Source organism: Algoriphagus sp. AK58 (assembly GCF_014324365.1).
Taxonomy (GTDB): domain Bacteria; phylum Bacteroidota; class Bacteroidia; order Cytophagales; family Cyclobacteriaceae; genus Algoriphagus.
Window position 1 is genome coordinate 1 of record NZ_QEIG01000010.1, and the last position, 25596, is coordinate 25596.

Annotated in this window: 23 protein-coding genes; all 23 read right to left on the reverse strand. The window is 44.9% G+C overall.

The annotated features are described in order from the left end of the window. Positions 1-997: 997 nt before the first annotated feature. Complete coding sequence (locus DDT91_RS10800) at positions 998-1423, reverse strand: hypothetical protein (RefSeq protein ID WP_187176198.1); 426 nt, start codon at positions 1421-1423, stop codon at positions 998-1000. A 462-nt stretch (positions 1424-1885) separates the two neighbouring features. Then, positions 1886-2464 (reverse strand): YdeI family protein, encoded by a 579-nt coding sequence (locus tag DDT91_RS10805; RefSeq protein ID WP_187176199.1) that lies wholly within the window; start codon positions 2462-2464, stop codon positions 1886-1888. Positions 2465-2705: 241 nt separating this feature from the next. Next, positions 2706-3128: a hypothetical protein gene (locus DDT91_RS10810; protein WP_187176200.1), complete on the reverse strand. Its 423-nt coding sequence runs from the start codon at positions 3126-3128 to the stop codon at positions 2706-2708. 303 nt (positions 3129-3431) lie between these two features. Further along, positions 3432-3857, reverse strand: coding sequence for a hypothetical protein (locus tag DDT91_RS10815; protein ID WP_187176391.1), 426 nt, complete (start codon positions 3855-3857; stop codon positions 3432-3434). Position 3858: 1 nt separating this feature from the next. Continuing rightward, the gene (locus DDT91_RS10820) at positions 3859-4155 is read right to left on the reverse strand and encodes a hypothetical protein (protein WP_187176201.1); all 297 of its coding nucleotides are present in this window, start codon (positions 4153-4155) and stop codon (positions 3859-3861) included. Between the two features lie 162 nt (positions 4156-4317). Then, the gene (locus DDT91_RS10825) at positions 4318-4917 is read right to left on the reverse strand and encodes a hypothetical protein (protein ID WP_187176202.1); all 600 of its coding nucleotides are present in this window, start codon (positions 4915-4917) and stop codon (positions 4318-4320) included. Positions 4918-5086: 169 nt separating this feature from the next. Continuing rightward, positions 5087-5827, reverse strand: a complete 741-nt coding sequence (locus tag DDT91_RS10830; protein ID WP_187176203.1) for a hypothetical protein — start codon at positions 5825-5827, stop codon at positions 5087-5089. 160 nt (positions 5828-5987) lie between these two features. Next, complete coding sequence (locus DDT91_RS10835; protein WP_187176204.1) at positions 5988-6509, reverse strand: hypothetical protein; 522 nt, start codon at positions 6507-6509, stop codon at positions 5988-5990. Positions 6510-7042: 533 nt separating this feature from the next. Next, positions 7043-8428: an efflux transporter outer membrane subunit gene (locus DDT91_RS10840; RefSeq protein ID WP_187176205.1), complete on the reverse strand. Its 1386-nt coding sequence runs from the start codon at positions 8426-8428 to the stop codon at positions 7043-7045. A 1-nt stretch (position 8429) separates the two neighbouring features. Next, positions 8430-11591: an efflux RND transporter permease subunit gene (locus tag DDT91_RS10845; RefSeq protein ID WP_187176206.1), complete on the reverse strand. Its 3162-nt coding sequence runs from the start codon at positions 11589-11591 to the stop codon at positions 8430-8432. Positions 11592-11625: 34 nt separating this feature from the next. After that, positions 11626-12765, reverse strand: a complete 1140-nt coding sequence (locus DDT91_RS10850) for an efflux RND transporter periplasmic adaptor subunit (protein WP_187176207.1) — start codon at positions 12763-12765, stop codon at positions 11626-11628. A 333-nt stretch (positions 12766-13098) separates the two neighbouring features. Then, the gene (locus tag DDT91_RS10855; RefSeq protein WP_187176208.1) at positions 13099-13965 is read right to left on the reverse strand and encodes a cation diffusion facilitator family transporter; all 867 of its coding nucleotides are present in this window, start codon (positions 13963-13965) and stop codon (positions 13099-13101) included. Positions 13966-14266: 301 nt separating this feature from the next. Further along, complete coding sequence (locus DDT91_RS10860; protein ID WP_370539314.1) at positions 14267-15580, reverse strand: APC family permease; 1314 nt, start codon at positions 15578-15580, stop codon at positions 14267-14269. Positions 15581-15797: 217 nt separating this feature from the next. After that, a complete protein-coding gene (locus DDT91_RS10865; protein ID WP_255502082.1) occupies positions 15798-16058 on the reverse strand; it encodes a PIN domain-containing protein in 261 nt (86 codons plus the stop codon). Next, entirely contained in the window at positions 16055-16297 is a 243-nt protein-coding gene (locus tag DDT91_RS10870; protein ID WP_187176209.1) for a hypothetical protein, read from the reverse strand. The genes DDT91_RS10865 and DDT91_RS10870 overlap by 4 nt, the downstream gene beginning before the upstream one ends. Before the next feature lie 72 nt (positions 16298-16369). Next, positions 16370-17338 carry a kelch motif-containing protein gene (locus tag DDT91_RS10875; RefSeq protein ID WP_187176210.1) on the reverse strand — a complete coding sequence of 323 codons (969 nt, stop codon included), beginning with the start codon at positions 17336-17338 and terminating at the stop codon, positions 16370-16372. Between the two features lie 320 nt (positions 17339-17658). Further along, a complete protein-coding gene (locus DDT91_RS10880) occupies positions 17659-18507 on the reverse strand; it encodes a prephenate dehydrogenase (RefSeq protein WP_187176211.1) in 849 nt (282 codons plus the stop codon). A gap of 7 nt (positions 18508-18514) precedes the next feature. After that, positions 18515-19663, reverse strand: a complete 1149-nt coding sequence (locus DDT91_RS10885; protein WP_187176212.1) for a pyridoxal phosphate-dependent aminotransferase — start codon at positions 19661-19663, stop codon at positions 18515-18517. After that, positions 19660-20484 carry a prephenate dehydratase gene (locus DDT91_RS10890; RefSeq protein WP_187176213.1) on the reverse strand — a complete coding sequence of 275 codons (825 nt, stop codon included), beginning with the start codon at positions 20482-20484 and terminating at the stop codon, positions 19660-19662. The genes DDT91_RS10885 and DDT91_RS10890 overlap by 4 nt, the downstream gene beginning before the upstream one ends. Continuing rightward, positions 20481-21713: a 3-phosphoshikimate 1-carboxyvinyltransferase gene (locus DDT91_RS10895; protein ID WP_187176214.1), complete on the reverse strand. Its 1233-nt coding sequence runs from the start codon at positions 21711-21713 to the stop codon at positions 20481-20483. Before DDT91_RS10895 ends, DDT91_RS10890 begins: the two co-directional genes overlap by 4 nt. A gap of 12 nt (positions 21714-21725) precedes the next feature. Further along, positions 21726-22775, reverse strand: coding sequence for a 3-dehydroquinate synthase (gene aroB, locus DDT91_RS10900; RefSeq protein ID WP_187176215.1), 1050 nt, complete (start codon positions 22773-22775; stop codon positions 21726-21728). A gap of 79 nt (positions 22776-22854) precedes the next feature. Continuing rightward, positions 22855-23952, reverse strand: coding sequence for a chorismate mutase (locus tag DDT91_RS10905; protein ID WP_187176216.1), 1098 nt, complete (start codon positions 23950-23952; stop codon positions 22855-22857). Between the two features lie 502 nt (positions 23953-24454). Further along, positions 24455-25528 carry a bifunctional 3-deoxy-7-phosphoheptulonate synthase/chorismate mutase type II gene (locus tag DDT91_RS10910; protein WP_187176217.1) on the reverse strand — a complete coding sequence of 358 codons (1074 nt, stop codon included), beginning with the start codon at positions 25526-25528 and terminating at the stop codon, positions 24455-24457. Positions 25529-25596: the final 68 nt, after the last annotated feature.

Below are 25596 nucleotides of genomic sequence, written 5' to 3' on the forward strand. Positions count from 1 at the left end.
AAAGGAGAAGGGACTAGCGGTGTATATATATTATTCTAGACTCCTTGGCTCCGATTAGTGCCTGTCTGCGATTGTCAGGTAATCCATTGGCTGGAGTAACAGGTTGTCGATCTCGATTGGTTTAGTGCCAGCTCCCAAGGAGCGTTTGGTTATTGCCAGGGGTTTCAACCCCTGGATTAAAAGATAAGCCAAGACCCCCATCGCTGGCGTACGAATTTTGGTTTGGAACGAGAACTCGGATCGCCAGCGAAACGGAGAAGGGACTAGCGGTGTATAAAAATTCTTCGAGACCCCTTGGCTCCGATTAGTGCCTGTCTGCGATTGTCAGGCAATTTATTGTTTTGATTAACAGGTTGTTGATTTCGATTGCTTTAGTGCTGCAAGCTCCAAAGGAGCGTTTGGTTATTGCCAGGGGTTTCAACCCCTGGATTAAAAGATAAGCCAAGAACCCCATCGCTGGCGTACGAATTTTGGTTTGGAACGAGATCTCGGATCGCCAGCGAAACGGAGAAGAGATTTGGTGAGATTTACTTGATTTTCAACCTGATTAATTTCTCATCATCCCTGTTTTGTTTTTTAAGTCCTTTTTTCTTGACAAAAAAGGACCAAAAAGTCAAGCCGCAGCTAAGCTTCCCCCCACAAAGCCAACCCACGCCTCGCGGCTGCGGCAACCCACCGCGCCTATCAAAGGTAGGTTTAGTGGTAACTGTAGAAGACACTGAGTTTGGACTCTGTCTAATGATTCGAACTCTGAACCAGCTCCAAAGGAGCGTTTTGTTATTGCCAGGGGTTTCAACCCCTGGATTAAAAGATAAGCCGAGAATTTCATCGCTGTCGCAGGGTTTTGGTTTGGAACGAGATCTCGGATCGCCAGCGAAACGGAGAAGGGACTAGCGGTATATAAAAATTCTTCGAGACCCCTTGGCTCCGATTAGTGCCTGTCTGCGATTGTCAGGCACTAACCGAGGCAGAGCAGCATAATTCCCACCAATGCCCTTTATTCAGTCATCCCAAATTGGTCAATGGATTGTTTACCGTTTTTTGGAAGCGGAAAACTGAGCTCTTTCCAAGCTGTCCCTTCGATACCCTTTAAGGTGATTCCGTTTTTGGTTTTGGTAATGGTGAATAGGTAGTCTGAAAGTTGACTGTCTTTATGAGAAGATACGTGATCCAAGTTGGTCATCCCATACTCGTCGATTGCCTGCGGTTTGTTATTGGATAGATTAAAACCTAAATCAATCCATGCACTGCCTTCATGACTTTGCATTTTGATGCCATTGTCCGTTTGTTCAATGGTGATCTTGAATTCTTTGAGGCCATCAGAATTTGCTTGTTGCGCCAAGGATTCTGAACTCAATGTCCATCCCAACAGGAATACAATTGATGCTTTAAAAAGCCAGTTGCAATTTGATTTTGTTTCCATTTTTTCAAGCTAAAAGTTAAACGGGTTTCTAGTATTACCTACAGTCAACGTTTTGGCAAATTAAAGGGTTACATCGATTCTTAGTTTTTGGAACCGCTTTGTACTTGTTAGACTAAAGAAAGATCCTCAAGAACTCAAGTTTTTTGGATTAGGCAGAATTTTTCAATCTCTGGATAGCAACCGAAATGGAAGTGGGAAATGGCCAAATTTCAAAAAATTTCAGGTGTTGCATATTTAGCTCCAAAGGAGCGTTTCGTTATAGCTATGGATTTCAACCCCTGGATTAAAAGATAAGCCAAGAATTTCATCGCTGGCGCAAAAATTTTGGTTTGGAGTGAGATTTTGGTTCGCCAGCGAAACGGAGAAGAGATTTTTTTAAATCGGATAATGCCCGTCTGCGATAGGCAGGCACTCACCTGGGCAGGAAGGCTCAATTTCTCTCTTCCTTCCTGTTGAGAATCCTCAACTCCCTTTCAACTTTTCCCCTCTTCCCGAAAGCTCGGCGAGTTGCTGGATTCTAGCCCTTCGGGTCTTTTCGGTTTTGGCGAGTTTAAGCCAGCGGAGGACAAAGCGCTTGCTCGAGTCATTGATGCCATGAAAAAATTCACTCGCTCCGGGAATTTGGTCTAAACCTTCCTGAAGGTCCTGAGGGACTTTCAAACGATTCACTTCTTCCATAAAATCCCATAAACCAGCCTCCTTGGAGCGCTCCATCGCGAGAAACCCGGCCTCCTGCATTTTCCCCTCCTCGATCATTTTGGCCGCACGATCTTTATAGCTTTTGGCCCAATGCTGCACTCTGCGAGGGGAAATCAGCTGCATCGTCCTGCGCTCATCCAGCTTTCTACGGATGCCATCGATCCAGCCAAAACAGATCAATTCGTCCAATACCTCACCAGTGGAGAGGTACTTTTCGGGAACTGCTTTCAAATAAGTAACCAACCAGACCGATTCCTCTTGCTGATGATGTAGCTCCAGCCAAGACCTAAGTTCCGTGGCTGAAGTGACTTCCACTTTCTGAAAATTGTCGGTTTGGATCATGTGAGAGTAGTTTCGGAGGTTTTTTCTGGATAACCAGTCCACTTTACCTACTGTTTTGTCCTTCTTCGGTGTAATATCTTCTCAGTGGTAATAGTCACAATCAAAACCTGATTTTGTCTATTTTAGAATTGTCCAAAAAACGTTTTTCGGTTTGGCGTAGTGGCGGATTATTAGTACTGCTGTTCATATAAAGCGCATCAGTATCCATAACGAAAAACCGATGTTAGCGGGTCGTTGTTTATTATTTTGCCTGTTTTATTTTCCATTTTTTCAGTCCTCCTACTAAATATAAAAGTCCAACGAAAATCGCTATTAGTGAGTAGGTGTTTTCTAATAATGGACTTGCTTTTTGCCATCCTATATCAAAAATCAGTTCACCTATTCCGCGTAACAAATAAATTCCTCCAATACAAAATACTATTGGTTTTAATAATGGTAGTTTTTTATACTTGTTATCAGCCGAAAGACCATACAGGCCCATTATATAAAATAAAACTCCTACTACAATTGTAATAAAATAAGGATACAGAGGATGTATGTCTTGTTTAGCAAGAGCCATTCCCTCTGCTATACCAACAACTTCAAACATTTTTTCAGCCCAAAACAATCCAACAATATGTAAGATTGCAAATAGAATATTCAGGTATCCGCCAAGTTTAAGCATAAGTCTAATTTATTTGTTCCTAAGTAAGTAAGTCCATCAATTAGCAATATCCATTTTCATAGTTTTAAGTAATTTTTAGGAAACTGTTTTGAAATTGCAATTATCAAAGTCTAAACTACTGCATGTCCTGAAAAATATATTTTCAATATTTGTAACGGTTCTCAGCTATACGCAGGCAGGGATTTTCAGCACTAAACTTCATTAGATGCACAAAGCTTGAATTTTGCACTTCACTGTCATAGAAGCACGAAACCCCCGCTTTTGCAAAACGGCTGTTATAGGGCGTTTTTCTTTCTTCAGTGGTCATTTTACAATCAAATCAATTGAAGGTTCGTCCACTCTCAACCATCTTAATATTTCTTTTGCTCTACTTTTATTTGTGTTTTTTACTTTGTCAAACTCGTCCATTAGTCCACTTACATAAAGTCTTTCATTCACTGTCATTCCTGAAAGTCCTTCAATATTTTGAATGCGACTATATGTCTGTTCGTTAGTTAGCTTTTTATAAATGTACTCGCAAGCTTCTTCTTCTGAATAAAAAGTTCTTACAGAATGCTTTTCGCCACGCTCTTTGAAATAGGTTTCATATTCAACTGTAAACTTTCCTTTCTTTATCGTCAAGGATAATTTTTCATTGTCGTCCGCTGAACCATAAAGTCCGTGAAGAAAGTATTGGTCATCATTAATTCCAACGTTCTTCAATTTAGTATGTAGTTCAAGTATTGTCATTTTAATCAAGTGTCACACTGCCAATAATTATGTAGTCAAATTCATCATTCTCTTCTTTTACTAATGCACCACCGACAGTCACAGAATAATATTGACCAAGCGGTTTAAATGTTTCCTTTTCATATCTTGGTTTAAGTTCTATTAAGTCGCTTGTCAATTTGTTTCCTTTTATAGGTTTAGTTAACTTAACCAATAACTTATCACCGCCACGGTCAGATAAAATAGTCCCAAAAAGATTTTCTTCCCAATCCCAAGGTTCACTTACTATTATTCTAACTGTTTGTCCTTTCAAGCTCATTGTCTGTGTGTCGTCTTAAAATGCCCTATAACGGCCAAGGCTAAGAGCAGGCGGGCATTAAAACCCGAAGCACTGTCCGCCACGACCAAGGTTAATGAAAGGTAATCACTTTCAATTTAGCGTTTCCGCCCGCTTGCTCTTAGGTGATGTTGTAGGGCGTTTTTACTCCTTTTTTTTAATTGTCCACTTGTCCTCTTTGTGTTTTCTCGTTGCTATGTGTCCAGGTTCCATGTCTACCAACTGCTTTAAAGTTGGGTCCTTGTCCATAATCTCATTTAGTCCAATAATTCTTGCAACGCTCTCAAATTCCTCAAACTCGTCATCGCTAAAAAATTGCCATGCTCCATCTTCAATTTCATGTGTCACATAAGTTACTACCTTGTTGTCTTCAAGGACAAACTTTGTTGTGAATACTGCTGTATCAGTTGATTTCTCTAAATCTTTTTTAATTCTCTGTCCAAGGTGAAGAACGCCAATTTTATTAAAACGAATTACTTTATCCATTCTCACAGTCCAAAGTTGAAAGTCGTCTGTTCCAAGAAATGGCCTTATTGTTTTAATTATCTCTTCTTTTTTTATTTGCCTAGAAGTTGTCCTTCCATGAATAAACAATAAATCATTTCCGCTTAAATGTTCTTCAATTAGTTTCTCTAACAAACCTAATTTAATTTCATTTTCAGTCCCGAAATGTATCCAATCCCTGTCCCAAGTTATCAGGGAACTCAAATGAGCTGTCGCATTATACATTTCTCTTGAGGCCATTGTCTACTGTGTCTTTTAAAATGCCCTACAACGTTTTGCAGCTACCCGAAGGTGGCGATTTCGAAGCACTTTACTGTCCAACCAAGCAGAATCTTTGATAGAAGCACAAAGCTTGATTTAACCACTGAACCGCCACTTTTGGGTAGGTGCTGTTAGCAAGCGTATTTTTTCATTCGTCTGGAAAACATTGAGGACCCACAGCACCGCCACCATATTCCAAAACTATGTTGTCCTTGTGATAAATGTAAGTACACCCATCATTATATTCTTCTATTTCATTGTCAGTTAGGTTTTTGTCAAAGACTTTATAAAAATATTTTCCCATCCCACTTCTTGCAAAGCCGATTGTCACAGTTCTTCCATTTTCTATTGAAACACAATTAGCTGAGTCCAATAATTCTTTTATTTTATTTAAGCTGTTTTTATTCCATCCAATTGTCAGTAGCATTTCAGCTAGCTTTTCAGATTCTCTATCTAAATTCCATTCTTGGGCTATAACTGTGCTCCGTCCATTGGGATTCTTGCGATAAATCTTTAAATCAATACTTTCGGTTGTGTTAACTATTTTATTTTCAGGGTTGAATTCAATAGATACAATTAAGCTGTCAGGAACAAGTTTTGAGTATTCATTTTTAAGTATAGTGATTTCTTTAGACTTGTTTTCATAATTGTCAACAAGTTCTTTCTTGCTACTTCTTGGCATTGAAAACATAAAAAGTAGAAATTCCTTAGACTCTTCATTTCCTTCTTCATAAATCTTCTTAAACTCATTACGCTTTTCTTCTGGAATATCCTTTAATATTACCGTAAATAAGGAATCCTTGTCAATATTCTTATTGAACTCTTGAGAGAATGTTGTTTTCAAAAATCCCAAAAATAAAATCGCTATTATCAAAATCTTTCGTTTCATCGTGCGGTGTTTTAATATGCTTGCTAACGGGATTCAGCTTGGAGACGGCGGGCTTTCGGAGCCGCTCATTTCCGGCCTACTCCAAACTTCTTAAAGATACTAAACTTTCAAGTTACTCTGAACCGCCCGCTGTATCCAAGGTGATGTTACCTGTATTGCTTTATTTTAAAGATTTCAGGATTGATTTTCTTTTTATAAATGATGAGCAATAATTTGTATTCACTATATTATACCTATCTTCTTTTAAAGTGTAGTAATCAAACTGGGTTAATTCTTCATATCCCTCCTTTTTTAATTTTGTCTCTTCCTCAATTGTTTCTTTGTAATTCCAATGCATTTTATAATCAATACCAAAAACTATATATTTCCTACCTAATTTAAGTGTATGAGCACAGCTTCCATCGTTCCATTGGTCAATTATAACTTCTTGAGATTTTAATTTTCCTTTTATCACTGAATCAACCTTAAAAAGTACATTGTAGCCTATTCCTTCCTCGTCTAGTTGGTTGTTTCTTTGAGTGTGAACTCCAACGTTTTTTATTGCTTTACCAACAAAAACAAAATCTGCTCTTTCAATTTGCTCTTTAAAGTACTTAGAGTCATACTTGCCCCCACAGGAACAAGAATAACCTTCTTGAGCATTCAATAAAAAAAATAATATAGTAAGTACTAGTGTTTTCATTTTTTGCATTACAGGTAACGTTTGTGTTTGCGAAACCAGTTTCGTAAGGCATGCTTATTTGGATACATGGCGAAACTGGTTTCGGGTATTTCTGAATTAAATCCGTTTTTTCAGATTTCCAAGGTCTTTGGTTTTCGGAATGGGTCTTCCAAAAAATGCCGGTTCGGCTCTCCCTAAAAATCTATTTCAAGATAAGCGCAGATGGCTGACTGTCCAAACTATCCTTATAAAAGTTTAGATTTATGGGAGGAGTGTGCACAAAAAAAGCCGAAGGATTTCTCCCTCGGCTCCGTTCTCTTTTCTTCGCCCCGGTTAGTGTCTCCACTATCCGGAACCATTTTTTGAATCATTCAAGTAAGTGAAGACACTTATTTGGGCTGTGGGATTTCACTCCCGGCTCTTTTCTCAATTCGTTCTCTCGACTCTGGTCTGCCGAAATCCGAATTAGGGCAACCCCCTTCGGTCTTCCGTCATCCAATATTTGGGATCAACCATCCAGCATCTGTCATCCGACATCGGTCATCCGTCATTCCTCACCATCCCCCTCCAAGCGCCTTATACAGCCTCACTGAAGAGATCAACTGATTCTCCAGCGCGAGGGATTTTTCATATTCAGAGTAATACAAATTCCTTTCTGCATCCAATACTTGTAGGAAAGACGTGTAGCCGTTGTCATAGAGCGCTTTGGAAAGCATCAAGGACTTTTCGGTGGCAGCTACTTGCTGTTTTCTGGCCTCAAATTCATTCGTATAGGTGCGGATCTCCGCCAGGGAATTTTCGACTTCGGCGAAGGCTTCAATGACGGTTTGCTCGTACTGATAGGCAAATTGTTTTGCTTTGGCACGCTCGGCTTCCACTCTTCTTTTATTCTGTCCAAACTGAAACACCGGTGCAGCCAATTGCCCCGTGATGGAGCCTAGCATCGCATTGGGAACAAACAGGTTGGACAAGTCAGGACTGGCCACTCCAAAAAATCCGGTGAGGCTTAGGCTGGGGAATCTCATCGCGATAGCCACGCCGATTCGCTCGGTTTGGGCCATCAAAAGCTGCTCGGCACCAGCGATATCGGGCCTTCTGGTAAGTAATTCTGAGGGAATCCCTGTCGGTATCTCCAGGGGAAGAAGCTGTTGGTTGTTGTCCAAGCCTCTGACGATTGGCGAGTAAGGTTTTCCGGAAAGGATATTGATCGCATTTTCGGTGTAGATAATGGCCCTTTCCAAGGCATACATCTGAGCTTTGGCATCGGCGGCGATTTGTTCGGCCTGAAGCTTGTCCAGTTCGGAAACTTCTCCTTTTTCAAACCTAAGGTTGATGATTCTCAGGTATTCCAGTCGGGTTTCATAGGTGCGCTGGGTGATTTGGAGGCGTTCGTCCAATCCTCTCAGATTGAAATACAACTCAGCAATCTGCGCTACCAGACTGATGTAGATGGATTTGCGTTTTTCTTCGGTGGCCAAAAGTTCTGCATAGGCAGCCCGGTTGGCATGCCTGATTTTTCCCCATATATCAAGCTCCCAGGATACATTGCCTAGGACAGAATAGGAGTTGGTGTTGAAGCCAACTCCGGCTTCTGAAGCGCGTTGTCTGAAGTCGGAGGCTCTGGCACCGGCAGCTACCCCAAAGGCGGGGCCTAAGTTTGCTTTATTGAAGCCCAAAATGGCCTGCGCTTCTTCCACTCTTGCCACTGCGGTCAGCAAGTTTAGGTTGGAATCCAGGGCATATCGGATCAGGGATTGCAGTTGGGGATCCTGATAGACTTCCCACCAATCCAGGTTGGTGATGGAGTCTGCCGCATTTAGCCCAAAGGTGTATCCTGATGGAGTTTTAGTCGCCACAGCTTCGGGTCTTGTGTACTTGGGTCCAACGGCACAGCCGGAAAGAACCAACAAAATGACGATTGGTAGGATTAACTTTCTCATCTCAGTGGGTTGGTTCTGAAGGTGAAACAGCAGGTGAGGCAGGAGCGGAAGGTTTCTTCTTTTTCACCAAACTTTCTATCAATACATACAGTCCAGGAACGACGATGACCCCGATGATGGTGGCAATCAAGGTGCCGCTAAATACGGCCATACCCATAACTTTTCGGGCCTCGGCTCCGGCGCCCGATGCAGTCAGCAAAGGAACTACCCCGAGCATAAACGCGAAGGAGGTCATCAGGATGGGACGGAGCCGGAGTTTGGCAGATTCCAATGCGGCTTCGTAGAGAGATTTGCCCTGCTCTTCGTGGAGCATCTTGGCAAATTCCACGATCAGGATGGCGTTTTTCGCCGTCAAACCGATCAGCATCACCAATCCGATCTGAGCAAAGACGTTGTTGACATAGCTGACGCTCCAGAGTCCTCCCAGCCACAGTCCGAGGAAGGCCCCAAACACCGCGGCCGGTACTCCAAGCAAGACGGAAAAGGGGAGGGTCCAGCTTTCGTACTGGGCGGCCAAGATCAGAAACACAAAGACCAAGGCCATGAGGAACATGGTGCCTCCGGTTCCTTCGGCAGCTTTTTCCTGATAGGACATGTTACTCCAGGAATAGCCGATTTCCTTGGGCATCCCTGCGGCCACTTCTTCCAAGGCACGAAGGGCATCCGCCGAGCTGTATCCTTCCTTAGGAGCTCCTGAGATTTCTGCTGCGCGGTACATGTTGAATCGGTTGGTGTAGGTCGGTCCGGTGGCGTCTTCTACCGTGGTGATGGTGCTCAGCGGAATGATTTCTCCTGCTTTGCTTCGCACGTAATATTTGGCGAGATCGTCGGGCTCGAGTCGGTTTTTTCCTTCGGCCTGCACAAAGACCTTGTACTGTCTTCCAAATCGGTTGAAGTCATTGACATAGGCACTTCCCAGATAGGTGGAAATGGTGCTGGTCACCTCGCTCAGGTCAATTCCCAGTTTTTCGACTTTGTCGTAGTCGATCAGGATCTTTTTCTGAGGTACATTGGATCGGAACAAGGTGAAAATGCTGCCGATTTCCGGCCGCTTTCTAGCCTCAGTGATAAAGTGCTGAGCCTGCTCGTCCAGGTATTGGGGAGAATTGCCGGAGCGGTCCTGAAGCTGAAGGGTAAAACCTGCGGAGGTTCCCAAACCTTCGATCGGAGGAGGACCAAAGGCAATCGTAGAGGCCTCGGTCACTGTACCTCGGAACGCCATGTTGGTTTCTAAAATCAACTGTTTGGCGGTTTTGGTGCGCTCTTCCCAAGGTTTGAGCGAGACAAACACGAAGGCGTTGTTGGTGGAGTAAGATTGAGTCAGCAAGCTGTAGCCCAATACCATGGTCGAAAATTCGATTTCCTCATGTTGCCCGAGAATTGCTTCCACTTTTTTAGCTACCTCATCTGAGCGCTCAAGAGAAGCAGCATCGGGAAGTTGAATATTGACCATGAAATAGCCCTCGTCTTCCTCAGGCACAAAGCCTCCGGGTATTCCTCCGTTGAGCAGGACAATTCCTCCTACTACAAAACCGATGATGATCAGGGATCGGATGGACTTTTTGGCCACGGCTCCTGCCACTCCGGTATAGCCTAGGGTAAACTTGTCAAAACCTCGGTTGAAGGCATTGAAAAAGCGCTGGAGCAGACCTTTGGATTCTTTTTTCGGCTTGAGAATGATGGCCGAAAGCGCTGGGCTGAGGGTCAAGGCATTGAAGGCAGAGAACAAAACCGAGATGGCAATCGTGATCGCAAACTGCTGATAAAGCCGTCCTGTGATCCCTCCGGCAAAAGCTACAGGCACGAATACCGCTGCCAAAATCAAGGCGATCGCGACTACCGGTCCGCCCACTTCTTTCATGGCCTTTTGGGTGGCTTCTTTCGGCTTCATGCCGTGCTCGATGTTGTGCATGACCGCTTCCACTACCACGATGGCATCATCGACAACCAGACCTATGGCGAGGACTAGCCCCAGCAGCGAAAGTACGTTGACCGAGAATCCGAGCATCGGGAAGATGATGAAGGTACCGATCAGAGAAACCGGAACGGTCAGCAAAGGGATCAAGGTAGCTCTCCAGTCCTGAAGGAAGAGGAACACCACGATGATCACCAGCACTACGGCCTCAAAGAGCGTATGCACGATTTCTTCAATACCTACGGAGATGGCCCGGGTAGTATTCAATGAAATGTCATATTTCAAATCTTCCGGAAAGTATTTTTGAAGGTCGGCTACGGTCGTTTGTACCAGATCGGCAACTTCCAATGCATTGGAGCCAGGCATCTGATAGACCACGATGGTGGCGGCGGATTTGGAATTCAGTCGGCTAGATGAATTGTAATTGTCAAGTCCCAATTCCACTCGGGCAATGTCCTTGAGTCGGACGATGGATCCTTTTTCATCAGATTTGACGATGATATTTCCAAACTCTTCTTCGGTCACCAAGCGCTCCTGTAGCGTGACGGTATAGGTATATTCCACTCCGGAAGGGGAGGGAGGAGCGCCAAATTTACCACCCGGGGAAATGGCATTTTGCTTTCTGACTGCATTGGATACATCATTGACAGTCAGGTTTAGCTTGGTCAGCTGATCTGGATCCAGCCAAATCCGCATGGAATAATCTGCACCACCAAACAGCACTACGTCACCCACACCCTTGACCCGCTTAAGCTGATCGACGATGTTGATATTCGCGTAATTATTTAAAAAAGAGGCGTCGTAGGTTTGGTTGGGTGAGGACAGGGACACCAGCATCAGGGGGAAAACCAGGGATTTCTTGGTAGTCACCCCGAAGTTTTTGACCTCCACCGGCATCTTGGCATTGGCCTGAGACACCCGGTTTTGGGTCAGCATGTTGGCATTGTCCAAGTCAGTACCTACCTCAAAGGATACCTGAAGGGTCAGCGATCCATCAGCGGCATTTACTGATTTCATGTAGAGCATTTCTTCTACCCCGTTCACTTGCTGTTCGATTGGGGTAGCCACGGCTTGTTCCACGTTGACGGCGTTGGCACCGGTGAAATTGGTGGTCACCTGTACCATTGGAGGCGTGATGTCCGGGTACTTGGAAATCGGAATTCCGCCCAGGGTAATCAGACCCATGATGATCATCAGGATCGAGATCACCATGGCGACGATGGGCCTTCGTATGAAAAACTCACTCATATAGCTTCAGAGAAAATTTTGGAAAATATTCAGATTAGTTGCCTTTAGGCGTCCAGGCCTGTTCGACTACCTCCACTTTGGTATTGGCTGTGAGACCCGCAGTGCCTACGATGGCTACCCGGTCACCGGCTTTCAACCCGCTTGTGATGATCCAGGCATCGCCGACTTTTTCTCCGGCTTGGACGGTAGTTGCTTTCAATGTGCTTGAATCTGTGACTGTGAATACCTGGTTTAAGTTTTGGAGCTGAAAGACAGATCGCTGAGGGATCAGGACCGCCCCAGTTGCTGTTTTGAGCAGTACCCTGGTTTTTACAAACAGTCCTGGTCTCAATAGACCGGTAGGATTTGGAAAGGATGCCTCTATGGTCAGTGTTCCGGTTTTGGGATCAATTTCTCTATTGGCAAAATCGATCTCGCCTTTTTCAGCGTAAATGGATCCGTCTGCCAGGATCAATTCTACTTGCTTTTTGGCTCCTGCAAGTTCTTCTGCACTGAGTTGCGCGATCCTCAGGTATTCTCTTTCACTGATCTGGAAACGAACTCTAACCCCATCTACGCTCGAGATGGTGGTGAGCACGGATGTTCCTCCAACTCTGCTTACATAATCTCCGGCCCGCACATTGGAAATACCGATGATTCCGTCGAATGGGGCAGTAACCCTGGTGTAGCCCAATTCTATTTTAGCATTGTCGAGTGTGGATTTGACGGCGGCTACATTGGCTTTTGCGGCTTCGTATTGAGCGATGGCGTTGTCCAAATCCTTCTTACTCAAAGCATTCATCTCTGTAAGGGGACGAACTCTGCCCAATTCGTTTTCTGCTCGCACCAATTCGGTCTGTGCTCGGGTCACTTCGCTGGCCTGTCGGTCTACCCGGTTTTTGTATTCGATGTCATCGATGACGTAGAGTAAATCCCCTTTTTTGACCACAGATCCTTCTTTGAAGTTTACCGAAGTGACCCAGCCTTCTACCCGTGCCCGGATGTCGACATCGGATTTGCCATATACTTGTGCGACAAATTCTTCGTAAAGTGGTACGTCACTCTGAACCGCCTTGACTACATTCACCTGTACAGGTGGAAGCTCGACGACTTCAACTTTTTTACATGATGAAAGGAGGGGAATAATCAATATACACCCCGCAAAAAGGTTTTTTATTTTTTGTAATAACTTCATAGGTATTAGAATTTGGCTGGGAAAATTTCGTTTGAGGCAAATTTTAGAAGAATAGATGTTTGTTTTTATCTCAAAAGCAGAATAAGCTTTTGTCATTTAAATGAAAGTGTATGGATTTAGAAGCTTTAATTCAAAAGTTGGCAAATAATCCAAAAAAAAAGCTGAGAAAAATCAGGTCTTTATTTGATTGAATCCCATTATCGGGAAAAATTCCAAAAATCCCTAGAAACGGATATTGAAAGTTTTTGTAAATCAGTTAATTAGTATCTGTAAAAAATAGTTGAGCAGTTGGAAATTCCGCCCGATCCTTCTCTGGACGCTGTCGTTTTTCAGTTATGCTGGTTCAATATGGATCAGAACATGTCCTAACTGTGGAATTTCCTTTCTGAGTGTGTCTTTGAGGAGATGAGCAATCTGATGACCTTCCATCACGGTCAGGTTTCCTTTGACTTGAGCATGGAGGTCCACATGATACTTCATGCCGGCTTTTCGGATAAAGCATTTTTCGGTATCACTCACTCCGGGTACGGTAAGGGCGACTTTGCGGATTTCATTGACCAAGTCATCATGGTTGTTTTCATCCATTACCTCACTCAGCGCAGGTCGAAAAATTCCATAACAGTTGTATAGGATAAAAGCACAGGCCAAAAGTGCTGCATAATCATCGGCTACTTCAAATCCCTCACCTCCGAATAGCGCGATTGAAATTCCAAAAAAAGCAGCCAACGAGGTAATCGCATCCGACCGATGGTGCCAAGCTTCGGCTTTCAGGGAGGAACTGCCGAGTTTCTTACTTCGTCTGAGGACGACTTGGAAGCTGATTTCTTTCCATAAAATAATCCCTGCCAAGACCCAAAGGGTCCAGGATTCAGGCAAAGCATGGGGAGTTTGGATGTTTTGGATCGCTTGCCAGGCGATGGTAAAAGCAGAAATTACCAGAAACACCACCACGGCAAAAGTGATTAGAGGTTCTGCTTTTCCGTGTCCGTAGGGATGGTTTTCATCGGCAGGCCGCGCCGCATAGCGAAGACCCAGCAAGACCAACAAGGAAGAGAAAATGTCCACCGTGGACTCGATTCCGTCCGCAATCAATGCATACGAATTCCCGAAAATTCCGCCCAGAAACTTGATTACTGCCAAAGCGGCGTTTCCCAGCATGCTGAAAATGACCGTTCGTATGGCGAGGTTAGGAGAGGACATAGGGTAAAAGTAGGAATAATGAAGTTAGAAAGCTGAAAGCAGCTCACTGACCTTTGAGGTTTTTAAAACCTGGAAGGTTTGGGTTCTTCAATCAGGTCGGGGATTTACGAGCTACGAATGACGATTTACGAGATGGTGAGGGAAAGGAATCTTCATCATTCAGCGATTGATATTTCTTTAAATGAAAGAAGATGGGAATTTTTTAATTATGAACACCGAACACCGAATGTCGAATAGCGAAGTTGGGTTGAACTCTGAACATCGAACTGCGAACCTTTTTTCAGACTTCTGAATTAAGACTTCAAACTTCTGCTTTCTGCTTTTTCCCCACCCAATACAAGCCCGTTCCAATTCCCACAAAAATCGCAGTCATCCAGATCGAGCGCTCGCTTACCTGCATCATTAGCCAAAGACAGGCCATAATCCCCAAAACGGGAATCAGGTAGCCTCCTTTCAAAATGAATCTGCCTTCCCCACGAAACTGTGGCCTGAGCTTAGGGATCGCCGCGCAACTCATGATAAATAGAAAAAGTCTGGAAAGGACGGTCATTGCGGCCAAGGCGGTAAACGATCCAAAAGCCGAAAGGAAAAATGCCGCCAAACCAAAGAAAATGACCGAGTTGGCGGGAGTGAGAAACTTCGGATGAACTTCCCCAAACCATCGAGGAAGGGACTTTTCCAAGGAAAGGGCATAGGTCACCCGAGTGGCGGAAAACATGGAACTGATCAGATTGGCAATCACTGAAGCGGCCACCCCAATCATCAAAATCACCGCACCGGGGCTTCCAAAAAGTGTGGCGGATACCTCCAACAGCGGAGTTTTGGACTCGGCGATCGTTGGCACCGCAGCCTGAGAGACCACCTGAATGAGCATGTACAGCACCGCTACCACCGCCAAACCAAGCAATAAACCTAAAGGCATATCCCGCTCCGGGCGTTTGGCTTCGCCTGCTGGCACTACTGCGCCTTCAAATCCCACAAAGGCATAAATCAAGAGCAAAGCCGCCGCTCCCAAATCCGAAACGGGAGGCAGGGGAGAGTCAAAATCAGGAATTACCGAAGGGCCAAGCAGGATAAATCCTCCAACTGGCAGGAGAATCAAAACAGCAAATTTGATAACTGTAAAAAGTGTCATCGATCGAATGGACTCGACCGAACCCAAGACGTTGATCACACTCAAGCCGATGCAGATCAGGGCCAAAGAGATCAAGCGGCCCGTTCCTTCACCCGCTCCGGCGATGAAATAGGCGATAGAGTCTGTAAGCAAAACCGTATTGGCGGAAAAGGAAATCAATCGGGCCAGGTAATACAGCCAACCACCCTGAAATCCCACAAATGGCCCAAAAGCCAAGGTGCCATACCGAATCGGTCCGCCCGTGCCCCGGAAGTAGCTTCCCAACTCCGCAAAACATAAAATCACAGGAAGAATCAGCAAGGCACAGAAAGCGTAAACCAACACGCTGTATTCTCCTGCTAAAGCTGCTGCCCCACTTGGCAAACCAAAAATCCCCGCACCAATCAAGCCATTGACCACCAACATCCAAATGCCCCATAGGCCAAGGTTTCGGGGTAATTTTTCTTCGAAAGAGGGATTGGAATTTGGCTGTTTGGTCACTAAGGGAAAAGAATTTTTAAGGGTTTTGATTTGAGAAGACCAAATTAATTTTTTGGCAGTCTAATTGGTTAATTCAGGGTTATCTTACTACCCAATTTTCGATTTTGATATTCGTGATTCTTTCAAATTCTTTTTGGTTTTCCGTAACCATGGTCATGCCTTTTTCTATTGCCGTGCACCCAATTAGCAAATCAAAATCACTGATCATTAGGCCTTTTCATCTTAAACGCGCTTTTTCTTTTGCATAAAGGTGAATTGCATTGAAAATCGGTAGAATGATCAATTGGTTTGTAAATGCCTCAATCAGCTCAAGATTTTTTTCAGGGTTTGAACTGTTCTCAGCTCCAAATACTAATTCTGCAAATGTTATCTCAGAAATAGCGCAATTTTCAATGCCGATTTGCCTGAATTTGTTTATCAATCCAAAATTTCCTCTTAAAAAGTGAACACAAATATTCGTGTCTAAAAGGTATTTCATTCAAAACTTAGTTTTTCTGATTTTTCTACTCTTGAATCTCTAATTTCTTTGATGATTTCGTCTGAGCTTTTTTCGTCTTCCCAAGCACCAAATAAGGATTCCAAATCTGTTTTAACAGCTTTATCTTCAAGAGATTTACTTAGTTTTTCAATTATCATTTTCTTTGAAGACTTGTCAAGTCCTTCCAAAAGGCTTAAATACTTTTCTAAAATTTTGTGATTGACAGTTAGGGTTGCCATGTCTAAAGCTTTTAACTTTTGAAAATATACGAATTCTCTCTCGCAAGAAGCGGATTTAAGCTGATTGCGGTATTATTTTCTCCACTCCAGCACCTCCATGGTACTGATCTCAGGGCCTCCCCCACGGTTGGCTGAACCTGCCTGAACCCAGATTTTTCCGTCTAAAAATGCTGCCCCAGTGCCATGTCTACCTTGATTGAGATTAGGCAATTTGCTCCAGGTATGGGTGCGGGTGTCGAGGACTTCTACTTCGGCATGGGCGGGTGTCTGCACGCCGCTTTCTCCATTTAGCACGACCAAATAAGGGCCGATGCCCAGATTGGAGTTTCCTGCACGTTCGGTAGGGAGGCCGTTTTCGATGGTATGCCAAGTCTTGGTTTTGAAGTCGTAGTAATCCACTTCTTTGATCGTGGTGTCAATGACCCGATTGTTTTTTGCGTTGGAAGTTCTTCCTCCGGCTAGATACAATCGATCTCCAACCATCGCAGCGCTGACATGGTCGCGGGCACGGGGCGCATCGGTAAGAGAGGTCCATTTTCCGGTTTTCGGATCGAGTTCGTCAAACCAAGAGACAAATCCGTCATAATGTCCATCCTGGATTCCGCAGACCATGTAGATTTTGCTGTTCCGAACAAAAACACCTGCGGATCCTCTCATTCGTCCTTCGGGAAGTGCAGGGCCATTACGCCAAGATTTCGTTTTGGGATTAAAGATCAGAATGTTGGGGATAGGTGTTTCATGGGGATATTTTCCAGTCAAAGCGCCGACCACCCAGATTTCACCTTGGTAGCTGATGGCTTGGAAATGGTGGATTTCCATCGGGGCATCGGCCAATTTGGTCCAGGTATTGGTTTTGGGATCATATTCCTCCACCGGTCTTTCCCCACGGCCACCGAGGGAATAGAGCTTGCCACCGCATTCCACAAAGGAGTTTTCATGGCGCGGAGTGGCTTCGGTTTTTGGAGTGATGGTCGTCCAGGATTCCTGAGCGAAAAGGCTCGAGGACAGCAGGCAAAAGAGGAAAATGAATTTGGTCTTCATAGGTTTTACTTTTGGGTTCAGCTAAGATAGGCGATTAATAAGATTTGTTTCTCACAGATTTCCACAGATGAATTCACAGATTTTCACTGATATTATGATCGAATTCATCGATAAGCACATGCTTATTCAAGTATGCAGCTATCAGTGGATTTTTCAGCGCAAGTCAACAGATAGATTTTTATCAATAAGTATGAAAGCTAAAAAAAGCGTCTGTGCAAATCTGTGACACGATCCGTGAAAATCTGTGGGAACTTTAAAAGGTCAAAAAAGTAAACCACGAATCGCTCCGTGGTTTCAAATTTCAAACTTCGAATTTCAAATCATCTATTCAAATCCAAAATATCCCGAATTTTATTGATCTCCGCCATTTCATCATACAATCCCTTCGTGTCGTCCGCGGCGATTTTGTTTCTGAAATCGGTCAGATTTTGGATATAGCCATCCAAGGCAGCCAGTACATTTTCCTTGTTTTCGACAAAGATCGGTGCCCACATCGCCGGGCTTGACTTTGCCAGTCGCACGGTAGATGCAAAACCCGAACCCGCCATATCGAAGATGTTTTTGTCGTCCTTCATTTTTTGCAAGACGGTCTGACCCAGCATAAACGAAGAAGCATGGGAAAGATGAGACACGAATGCCAAATGACGGTCATGCTCCTCCGGATCCATGAAACGTAACTTCAGGTTGAGCGCATCAAAGAGCTTATAGGCTTTTTCTTTCAGGTGAAGATCTGTCTTTTCGAGTTCGCAGATGATCATCACTTTGCGGTCAAGCAGGTCTGCAAAAGCCGCTTTCGGACCGGAATATTCCGTTCCCGCAATCGGGTGGGCGGCCAAGTACTGTCTTCTTTTGGGATGGCCAGCCATCAAGGCGCAGAGCTTGGCCTTGGTCGAACCCACATCAAAAATCAGGGTGTTTTCGCCTACCTGATCCAAAGTCTGGAGCAAAAGATCTCCCAAGGTATCTGCAGGCGTAGCCAAAATTACCAAGTCGGTGTCTGCGTCCGGAGTTTCTTTAGCTTCGGTGATAATGCCCAAAGTCAAGGCATCTTTCAAGTTTTGAGGGTTGGAGTCGTGGCCGGTGATGCTGATTTCTGGGAATTTTTGACGTGCTCCCAGTCCAAAGGAACCACCCAAAAGTCCGAGTCCGATGATGTGTATTTTTCGCATAGCAAGGTTAAGGTTTGATACGGTTGATAGCCTCCAGGATTTTGAATTCGGGCATGCAGAGAGAGAAACGCACGTAGTCGTTTCCTGCTGTGCCGAAGATTTTTCCGGGAGTGATGAAGATGTTTTTTTCGTAAAGCAGCCAATCGACTAGCTCTTCAGGAGATTTTTCTCCGCTTACTTTACACCAGACAAAGAGTCCGGTGCCTTTGGTATCGTAGCTGAGTCCGAGGTGATCGGCAAGTTTCCAGACGAGCTTCCGGCGGTTGGTGTAGATTTCGTTTTGGTCGGCAAACCAGTTTTTGCCTAAAGAAAGGGCTGCGATGGCGCCTTTTTGAAGGCCCAGAAACATGCCCGAATCCATGTTGGACTTGACTTTCAGCACGGCTTCGACATAGTCTTCTCTACCACACAGCATCCCCACTCGCCATCCGGGCATATTGAAGGTTTTGCTCAGGGAGTTCAGCTCCAAAGCGACCTCTTTCCCTCCAGGAATGCTCAAAATACTCAAAGGCTGAGGATTCAGAATGTGGCTGTAGGGATTGTCATTGACCAGGATGATGTCATGCTTTTGTGCAAAAGCTACCAATTCGGTAAGGATTTCCACTGAACCCGAAGCTCCTGTCGGCATGTGGGGATAATTGATCCACATGAGCTTGACCTTGGAGAGATCATTTTGCGCCAGTTTTTCCAGATTAGGTCTTCCCTTTTTTTCCAAATCCAAAGTATAGAATATCGGTTCGGCTTCCAGCAATCGAGTCACCGAGGTATAGGTCGGATAGCCAGGATTGGGAATGAGGACTTGATCTCCAGGATTTAGAAAGGCCATGCTGATGTGCATGATCCCTTCTTTGGAGCCCATTAGTGGAAGGATTTCCTTGTTGGGAACAAGCTCGACTCCAAATTCGCGGTGATAGAATGAGGCCATTGCAATCCGCAATTCGGGAATGCCCTGATAGCTTTGATAGCCGTGTGCCTGACCGTTTTCAGCCGTGTTTTTGAGTGCTTCAATCACGCTGCGATCGGGAGCGAGGTCGGGCGAACCGATCCCCAAATTGATCACGGGTTTGCCATCAGCAATAAGTTGGTTGACTTCCCGGAGTTTGGCCGAAAAGTAATACTCCTCGACGCTGTTGATTCTGTTTGCAAATCCCTTCATCCTTTTCTGCTGCTGTATTCTCCGAATATTTTTAAGTCTCCAAAATTCTTGACCACCAAGTTCATGGCTTCTCTAAACTGATTGTAATCTCCAAATTCCGCATCGATAAAAAAGGCGTATTCCCACGGTTTTTCCATGACCGGGATCGATTGGATTTTGCTTAGGTTCAGGCCTTTCTCCGCCAGCATGGTGAGCAATTTGGCCAAACCCCCGGCTTCATTTCGGATCGTGATTTTGAAGGATGCTTTATTTGGAAGAATCTTGGTTTGGACCTTTTCCTTCTGTAAAATGATAAATCGGGTGAAGTTGTCTTTCACCGTTTGAATGTCTCGTGCCAAAATTTCCAAGCCATAAATTTCCGCTGCGATTTCGCTTGCGATGGCTGCGATTCCTGAAAGTTTTTCTTCAGATATCCTTTTGGCCACCGAGGCAGTATCCACATCGTCAAACTGCTGGATATGGGGATATTTCGCCAAAAAAGCTTTGCATTGAAGCAAAGCCATGGGATGGGATCGAACTTCTCGGATTTCCTCAATTTGTTGTCCCGGCAAGGCCATCAGTTGGTGGGCAATCGGCAGGTAATATTCGTCCCGGATAAAGAGCTCATACCGGTCGATCAGGTCGTAATTGGGCAAAATGGCACCTGCGATGGAGTTTTCGATGGCCATCACCCCAAAATCAGCCTGACCCTGAGCGACTGATTTGGCTACAGGTTCGAAGGTGTTGAATGCTAAAATCTCGGAATCCAGGCCAAAGTTTTTCAAAGCTACCTGATGGTGAAAAGAGCCCGGAACTCCCTGTATGGCGATTTTCAGGCTCATGCTTCGCTCAGGATTTGTGATTCCACACCGGTCAGCGCCACATGCTTCCAAAAGCTCGGATAAGATTTATTGACCACATCAGGTTCCTCGATGATGACTTCCGTTTTGGTCAAAAGCGGCATAAAGGCCATGGCCATGCGATGGTCGTCATAGGTATGAATCTGAACCTGACGAGGCATAGTCACAGAAGGAATGACCTGGAATACTTCCGGTTCGATTTCCTTCAGCTCGGCGTTAAACTTGGCCAATTCCTGCTGCAAGGCGTAGATCCGGTCGGTTTCTTTGATTCTTAGACTTTCCAATCCAGTGAAAATGGCGTTTTGTCCCAAGATCGCGCAGGTCACCGCAACGGTTTGAGCAAGGTCAGGGCAATGGGTGAAATCCCAGTTTTTCAAGCCTTTTACGGCTTGTTTTTGGAGAAGCACACCACCGTTTTGGAAGCTGGATTTTACACCCAAGTGATCCATGATCTCTACAATGGCGGAGTCACCTTGTAGGCTGTTTTGTTTTAATCCTTCTAAAAAAAGCTCTCCCGAATCCGCACAGGCCAAGAGGCTGAACCAATAACTTGCGCCAGACCAGTCGCTTTCCACCGCAAATCGGGTAGGGGTATACGATTGGTGAGGGACCTGGATTTTATTTCCTTCCCAAGTGTAGCTGATTCCGAATTGAGCCATCAATTCCAAGGTCATCTCGATGTAGGTTCGGCTTCCGACTTTTCCTTCGAGTTCAATTTCCAGTCCCAGAGGTAAAATCGGTGCGATCATCAGCATGGCAGAGATGTATTGGCTGGATACGTCACCTCGGATTTTGACTTTGTCAGTAGTCTGCTTAGGTAGTCCGTGAATGGCGAGAGGAGGGTAGCCTTCGTTGTTGAGGTAATGAATATCCGCTCCGATGGCCCGAAGTGCATCTACCAAGATCCCGATGGGACGCTCACACATGCGGGCTGTGCCGGTCATGACCTTTTTCTGATTGGTCACAGTCGTATAAGCAGTCAAAAAACGCATGGTCGTGCCTGCATCGAGAACGTCAAAAACCGGCGGACTTTTTTCCAACAAGCGAATCATGGTTTGCGTGTCACGTGCTTCGGCAAGATTGGTGATTTCGTTTTTTCCTAAAGTCAGGGCATCGATGACCAAGGCCCGATTGGACTCGCTTTTGGAAGAAGGAAGAGGTATTCGTATGGTATCGAATTCGCTTTTTTGAGCAAGGCGAAGGAGTTGCATGGTTGGACTAGTCTAGGCCTGAGCCGCTTGGATTTGGTGGTAATACTGAATGGCGTGTTTGATTTCTTCCCGAGTCACTGGAATGTTGTAGGTGCAGTTGCCGATGGATTCGAGAAGGGAAAAAAGGATTACGGAGCCCTCGTTTTTCTTGTCTTGAGTACAAAGATCGAGAATTGGGTCAAGTTCATGCAGGGAAAAGTCAACTTTTCCATAAACCTGAAGTAGGAATTGACTCAATTCCTCGAATTCTTCAAAGCTGAACCCTACTTTTTCGAAGGAGAGAAATCCCTCAGCGATCATCCCCAAAGCGATGGCTTCCCCGTGGAGAAGGTGATTCTGGGTGTCGAGAAAAAAGGATTCGAAGGCGTGCCCTATAGTATGGCCGAAGTTGAGAATTTTCCGAAGTCCGTTTTCTTTTGGGTCTGCTTCCACGACTGCTTTTTTGATCCCGACCGAATGGCGGATCAGACTTTCCCAATCTTGGCTTTCCCAATTTTGAGCTTGAAGTTTTTGGAAATAGGCCTTATCCCGGATGAGACCATGTTTGATGATTTCTGCATAGCCGGATCGTAGTTCGGCTTGAGGCAAAGTCTTTAGGAATTCCGGTGCGATAATGACCGTTTTGGGTTCATTGAATACCCCGAGATGGTTTTTTAGTCCTTTGAAATCAATACCTAATTTCCCTCCTACACTGGCATCCACTTGGGAAAGCAGGGTTGTGGGGCAATTGATGAATCGGATGCCTCTTTTGTAGATGCTGGCGCAGAAGCCTCCCATATCTCCGATGACTCCACCGCCAAGATTGATCATCAGGGCTTTTCGGTCCAGTGCTTCTTCAGTCATTCTACTCCATATCAAGGAGCAGGTGTCCAGGTTTTTGTGGATTTCTCCGGCGGAAACAGAGATGAAAACAGCGTTTTCAGGTAGAATTTCCTGAAGGATAGGCAAACAATGTCTTTGGGTATTCAAATCAGTTAGAACCACCAGTCTGGAAAAGGAGAGTTCAGATAAAATCTCCGAAAGAGATTTCTTGATATCAGCTGAGAAAATGACGGATTCCACGGGTTGACCGATTTGGTGAGAGGACTAAGTTAGGAAAGCGGTCCCAAAAGGGACGGCCTTCCTGAGTTTGAGAGCAGATTTATTTTTTAATAGGTTCGGCTTCACGGAGTTGTTTTTCCTGACGCTTTACGGATTCTTCATGAATACAGTATAGCAATTCTTTCATGAATTTCTCGCTGAGGTTCTTTTTGATTCCTTTTTGCGTACGGGATTCCATTACTTCTTTCCATCGGTCTGATTGAAATACCGTCAGGTGATGTTCTCTTTTGTGTGCACCGATCTGGTCGATTACGGCAAATCTTTCCTGAAGGATATCCAACAACTGATCGTCCAAATGATCTACCGCACGGCGAAGGTCCTGAAGTCTTTCGTCCGGCTTCATGTTTTCCAAGGGCTGTTTGAAGTCGATGGAGTCAATCATTTCCTTCAGGCGATGAGGTGTGACCTGCTGCTTGGCATCGGACCAAGCCTTATCAGGGTCATGGTGAGTTTCGATCATCAAGCCGTCCAAACCGAAGTTCATCGCGCTTTGGGCTACTTCGAGGAGACCGTCTCTTCGACCTACAATATGAGAAGGGTCATTGATCACTTCCATTCCGGTCCATTCTCGCTTGAGGTGAATCGGCATGGACCAGTTGGGCTTGTTTCTGTAGCGTTTGTCGTATGCGTCAGAGAATCCGCGGTGAATCGCAGCGAGCTTATCGATGCCTACTGCATACATTCTTTCCAAAGCCCCCATCCAAAGTTCCAAATCCGGGTTCATGGGGTTTTTGACCATCACAGGCACGTCCACACCACGGAGGGCCTCAGCTATTTCCTGTACGGCAAAGGGATTTACGGTCGTTCGTGCACCGATCCAAAGTACGTCTACCTTATATTTCAGTGCAATTTCCACATGAGCGGCATTTCCCACCTCTGTCGTGATGGGGATACTCAGGTGGTGACGTACAATCTCCATCCACTTGAGGCCTTCTTCACCTACTCCTTCGAACGAACCGGGTCGGGTTCTTGGTTTCCAGATACCGGCGCGGAAGAGCTGAGGAACCATGTTTTCTTCTTTCATTTCCTTGCAGATCTGCTCGATTTGCTCGGGAGTTTCTGCAGAGCAAGGTCCTGCGATGATCAGCGGAGTGGTCAATCCCAATCCCCAGTCTTTAATTTGTTTGTGCGGCTTCATACGGCTTGAGCATTTTAAATGAAAAAAGCCCGACTCTTTCGAACCGGGCTTTTGTGTTTTTATTTTCTTTTAGTTTTTGGCTAGACAATACACAGCTCCGATTCGATTTTGGCTTCGAAAGTAAAAGTAAAAGAAGGTAAAATAGATCGCTGCTGTGATTAACATGCCGTAAATGTAGGAGGGGATTTTTTAAATCCAAAATTATTTTTTGAAGAATTCTTTGAAGAGTTTTGATTGAAAGAGCTTAAAGTTTACGAATATTTCAATTGACTGGGTTTTGGAAGGTGATTTTGTAATGATGTATTGATTTATTTTATTAAATCGATACAAAATTTTGAAAATTGACTTATTAAAAATTTTTGTATCGACTGAATTCAAACTGTAAGGATATTCGGTAAGGTTTGGTTTAAAAGCTTTTCCAAAGTTTAGACTTTTGGAAAAGCTACCTGAGTTTTGATACTTGTGTCTTATGTCTAGCATCTTGTTTCTCGCCTTTAGCCTCTCATTGATCCAATATCTCCGTCTGCCGGCGAATTGATTCTTGATGGATGATTCGATAGATTTCTTCTACAGTTTCTGAATTTAAACCCAGTTTTTTACCCCATTCCGGTCGGGATTGAAATACTTCCTGCCAGCGTTCCCGCTGAAAAGCCGCTACATTGTTCAGTTTTTTGTAGGCTCCGATTTTTTCTACCAAATGCATTCTTCGGGCAAATGCTTCAAGAATTTCCCTGTCCGCTTCATCGATTTGTTGACGGATCTCTTCGAGTTGGTGGAGGGTTTCTGGAGCCTCGAAGTGTACCTTTCTGGTTTTGAGTTTTCCGATTAGCTCGCCGAGTACCTCAGGGGTAAGTTGCTGGGCTGCATCGGTCCAAGCTGCATCTGGCTGAAAATGCGATTCGATCATCAAGCCGTCAAAGTTTAGGTCAAGAGCTTTCTGGGCAATGGATGCAACCAAGTCCCTCCTGCCGGAGATATGACTTGGATCGTTGATCATGGGGATTTCTGGTCGAATGGTTCTGAATTCGATTGGGATTTGCCACATCGGTGAATTGCGGTGCGTCGTGTCCCGATAGTTGGAAAAACCGCGATGAATAGCTCCCAATCTGGTCAAACCCACACTTTCCAATCTTTCAAAAGCTCCTAGCCAGAGTCCCAAATCCGGATTGACGGGATTTTTGATCATCACCGGAATATCCACTCCTTTGAGGCTTTCGGCAATTTCCTGTACGGTAAAAGGATTTACCGTAGACCTGGCACCGATCCATAGCACGTCGATACCTGCTTTCAATGCTTCTTCTACATGGTTGCCGGTAGCTACCTCGATAGCAAAGCGAACCCCGTGCTTTTTCTTCACTTCCTGAATCCAAGGCAAGGCCAAGGAGCCAATTCCCTCAAATCCATTGGGCCTGGTTCTAGGCTTCCATACGCCACCTCGAATCATTCTGATTCCGACTTTCACCAAGTTTTCTACCGTGGTGTCCAATTGTTCGGGAGTTTCTACACTGCATGGGCCTGCAATGACCCGTGGAGTCTTTTTGGAATTAAATTCCGGAAAAGGGAAGAGGTTCGTCATACTTGGGTTCATGGATGCAAAACTACCTTACTCTGACCAAAGTTTCTTTGGAATAAAAAATCTGATTT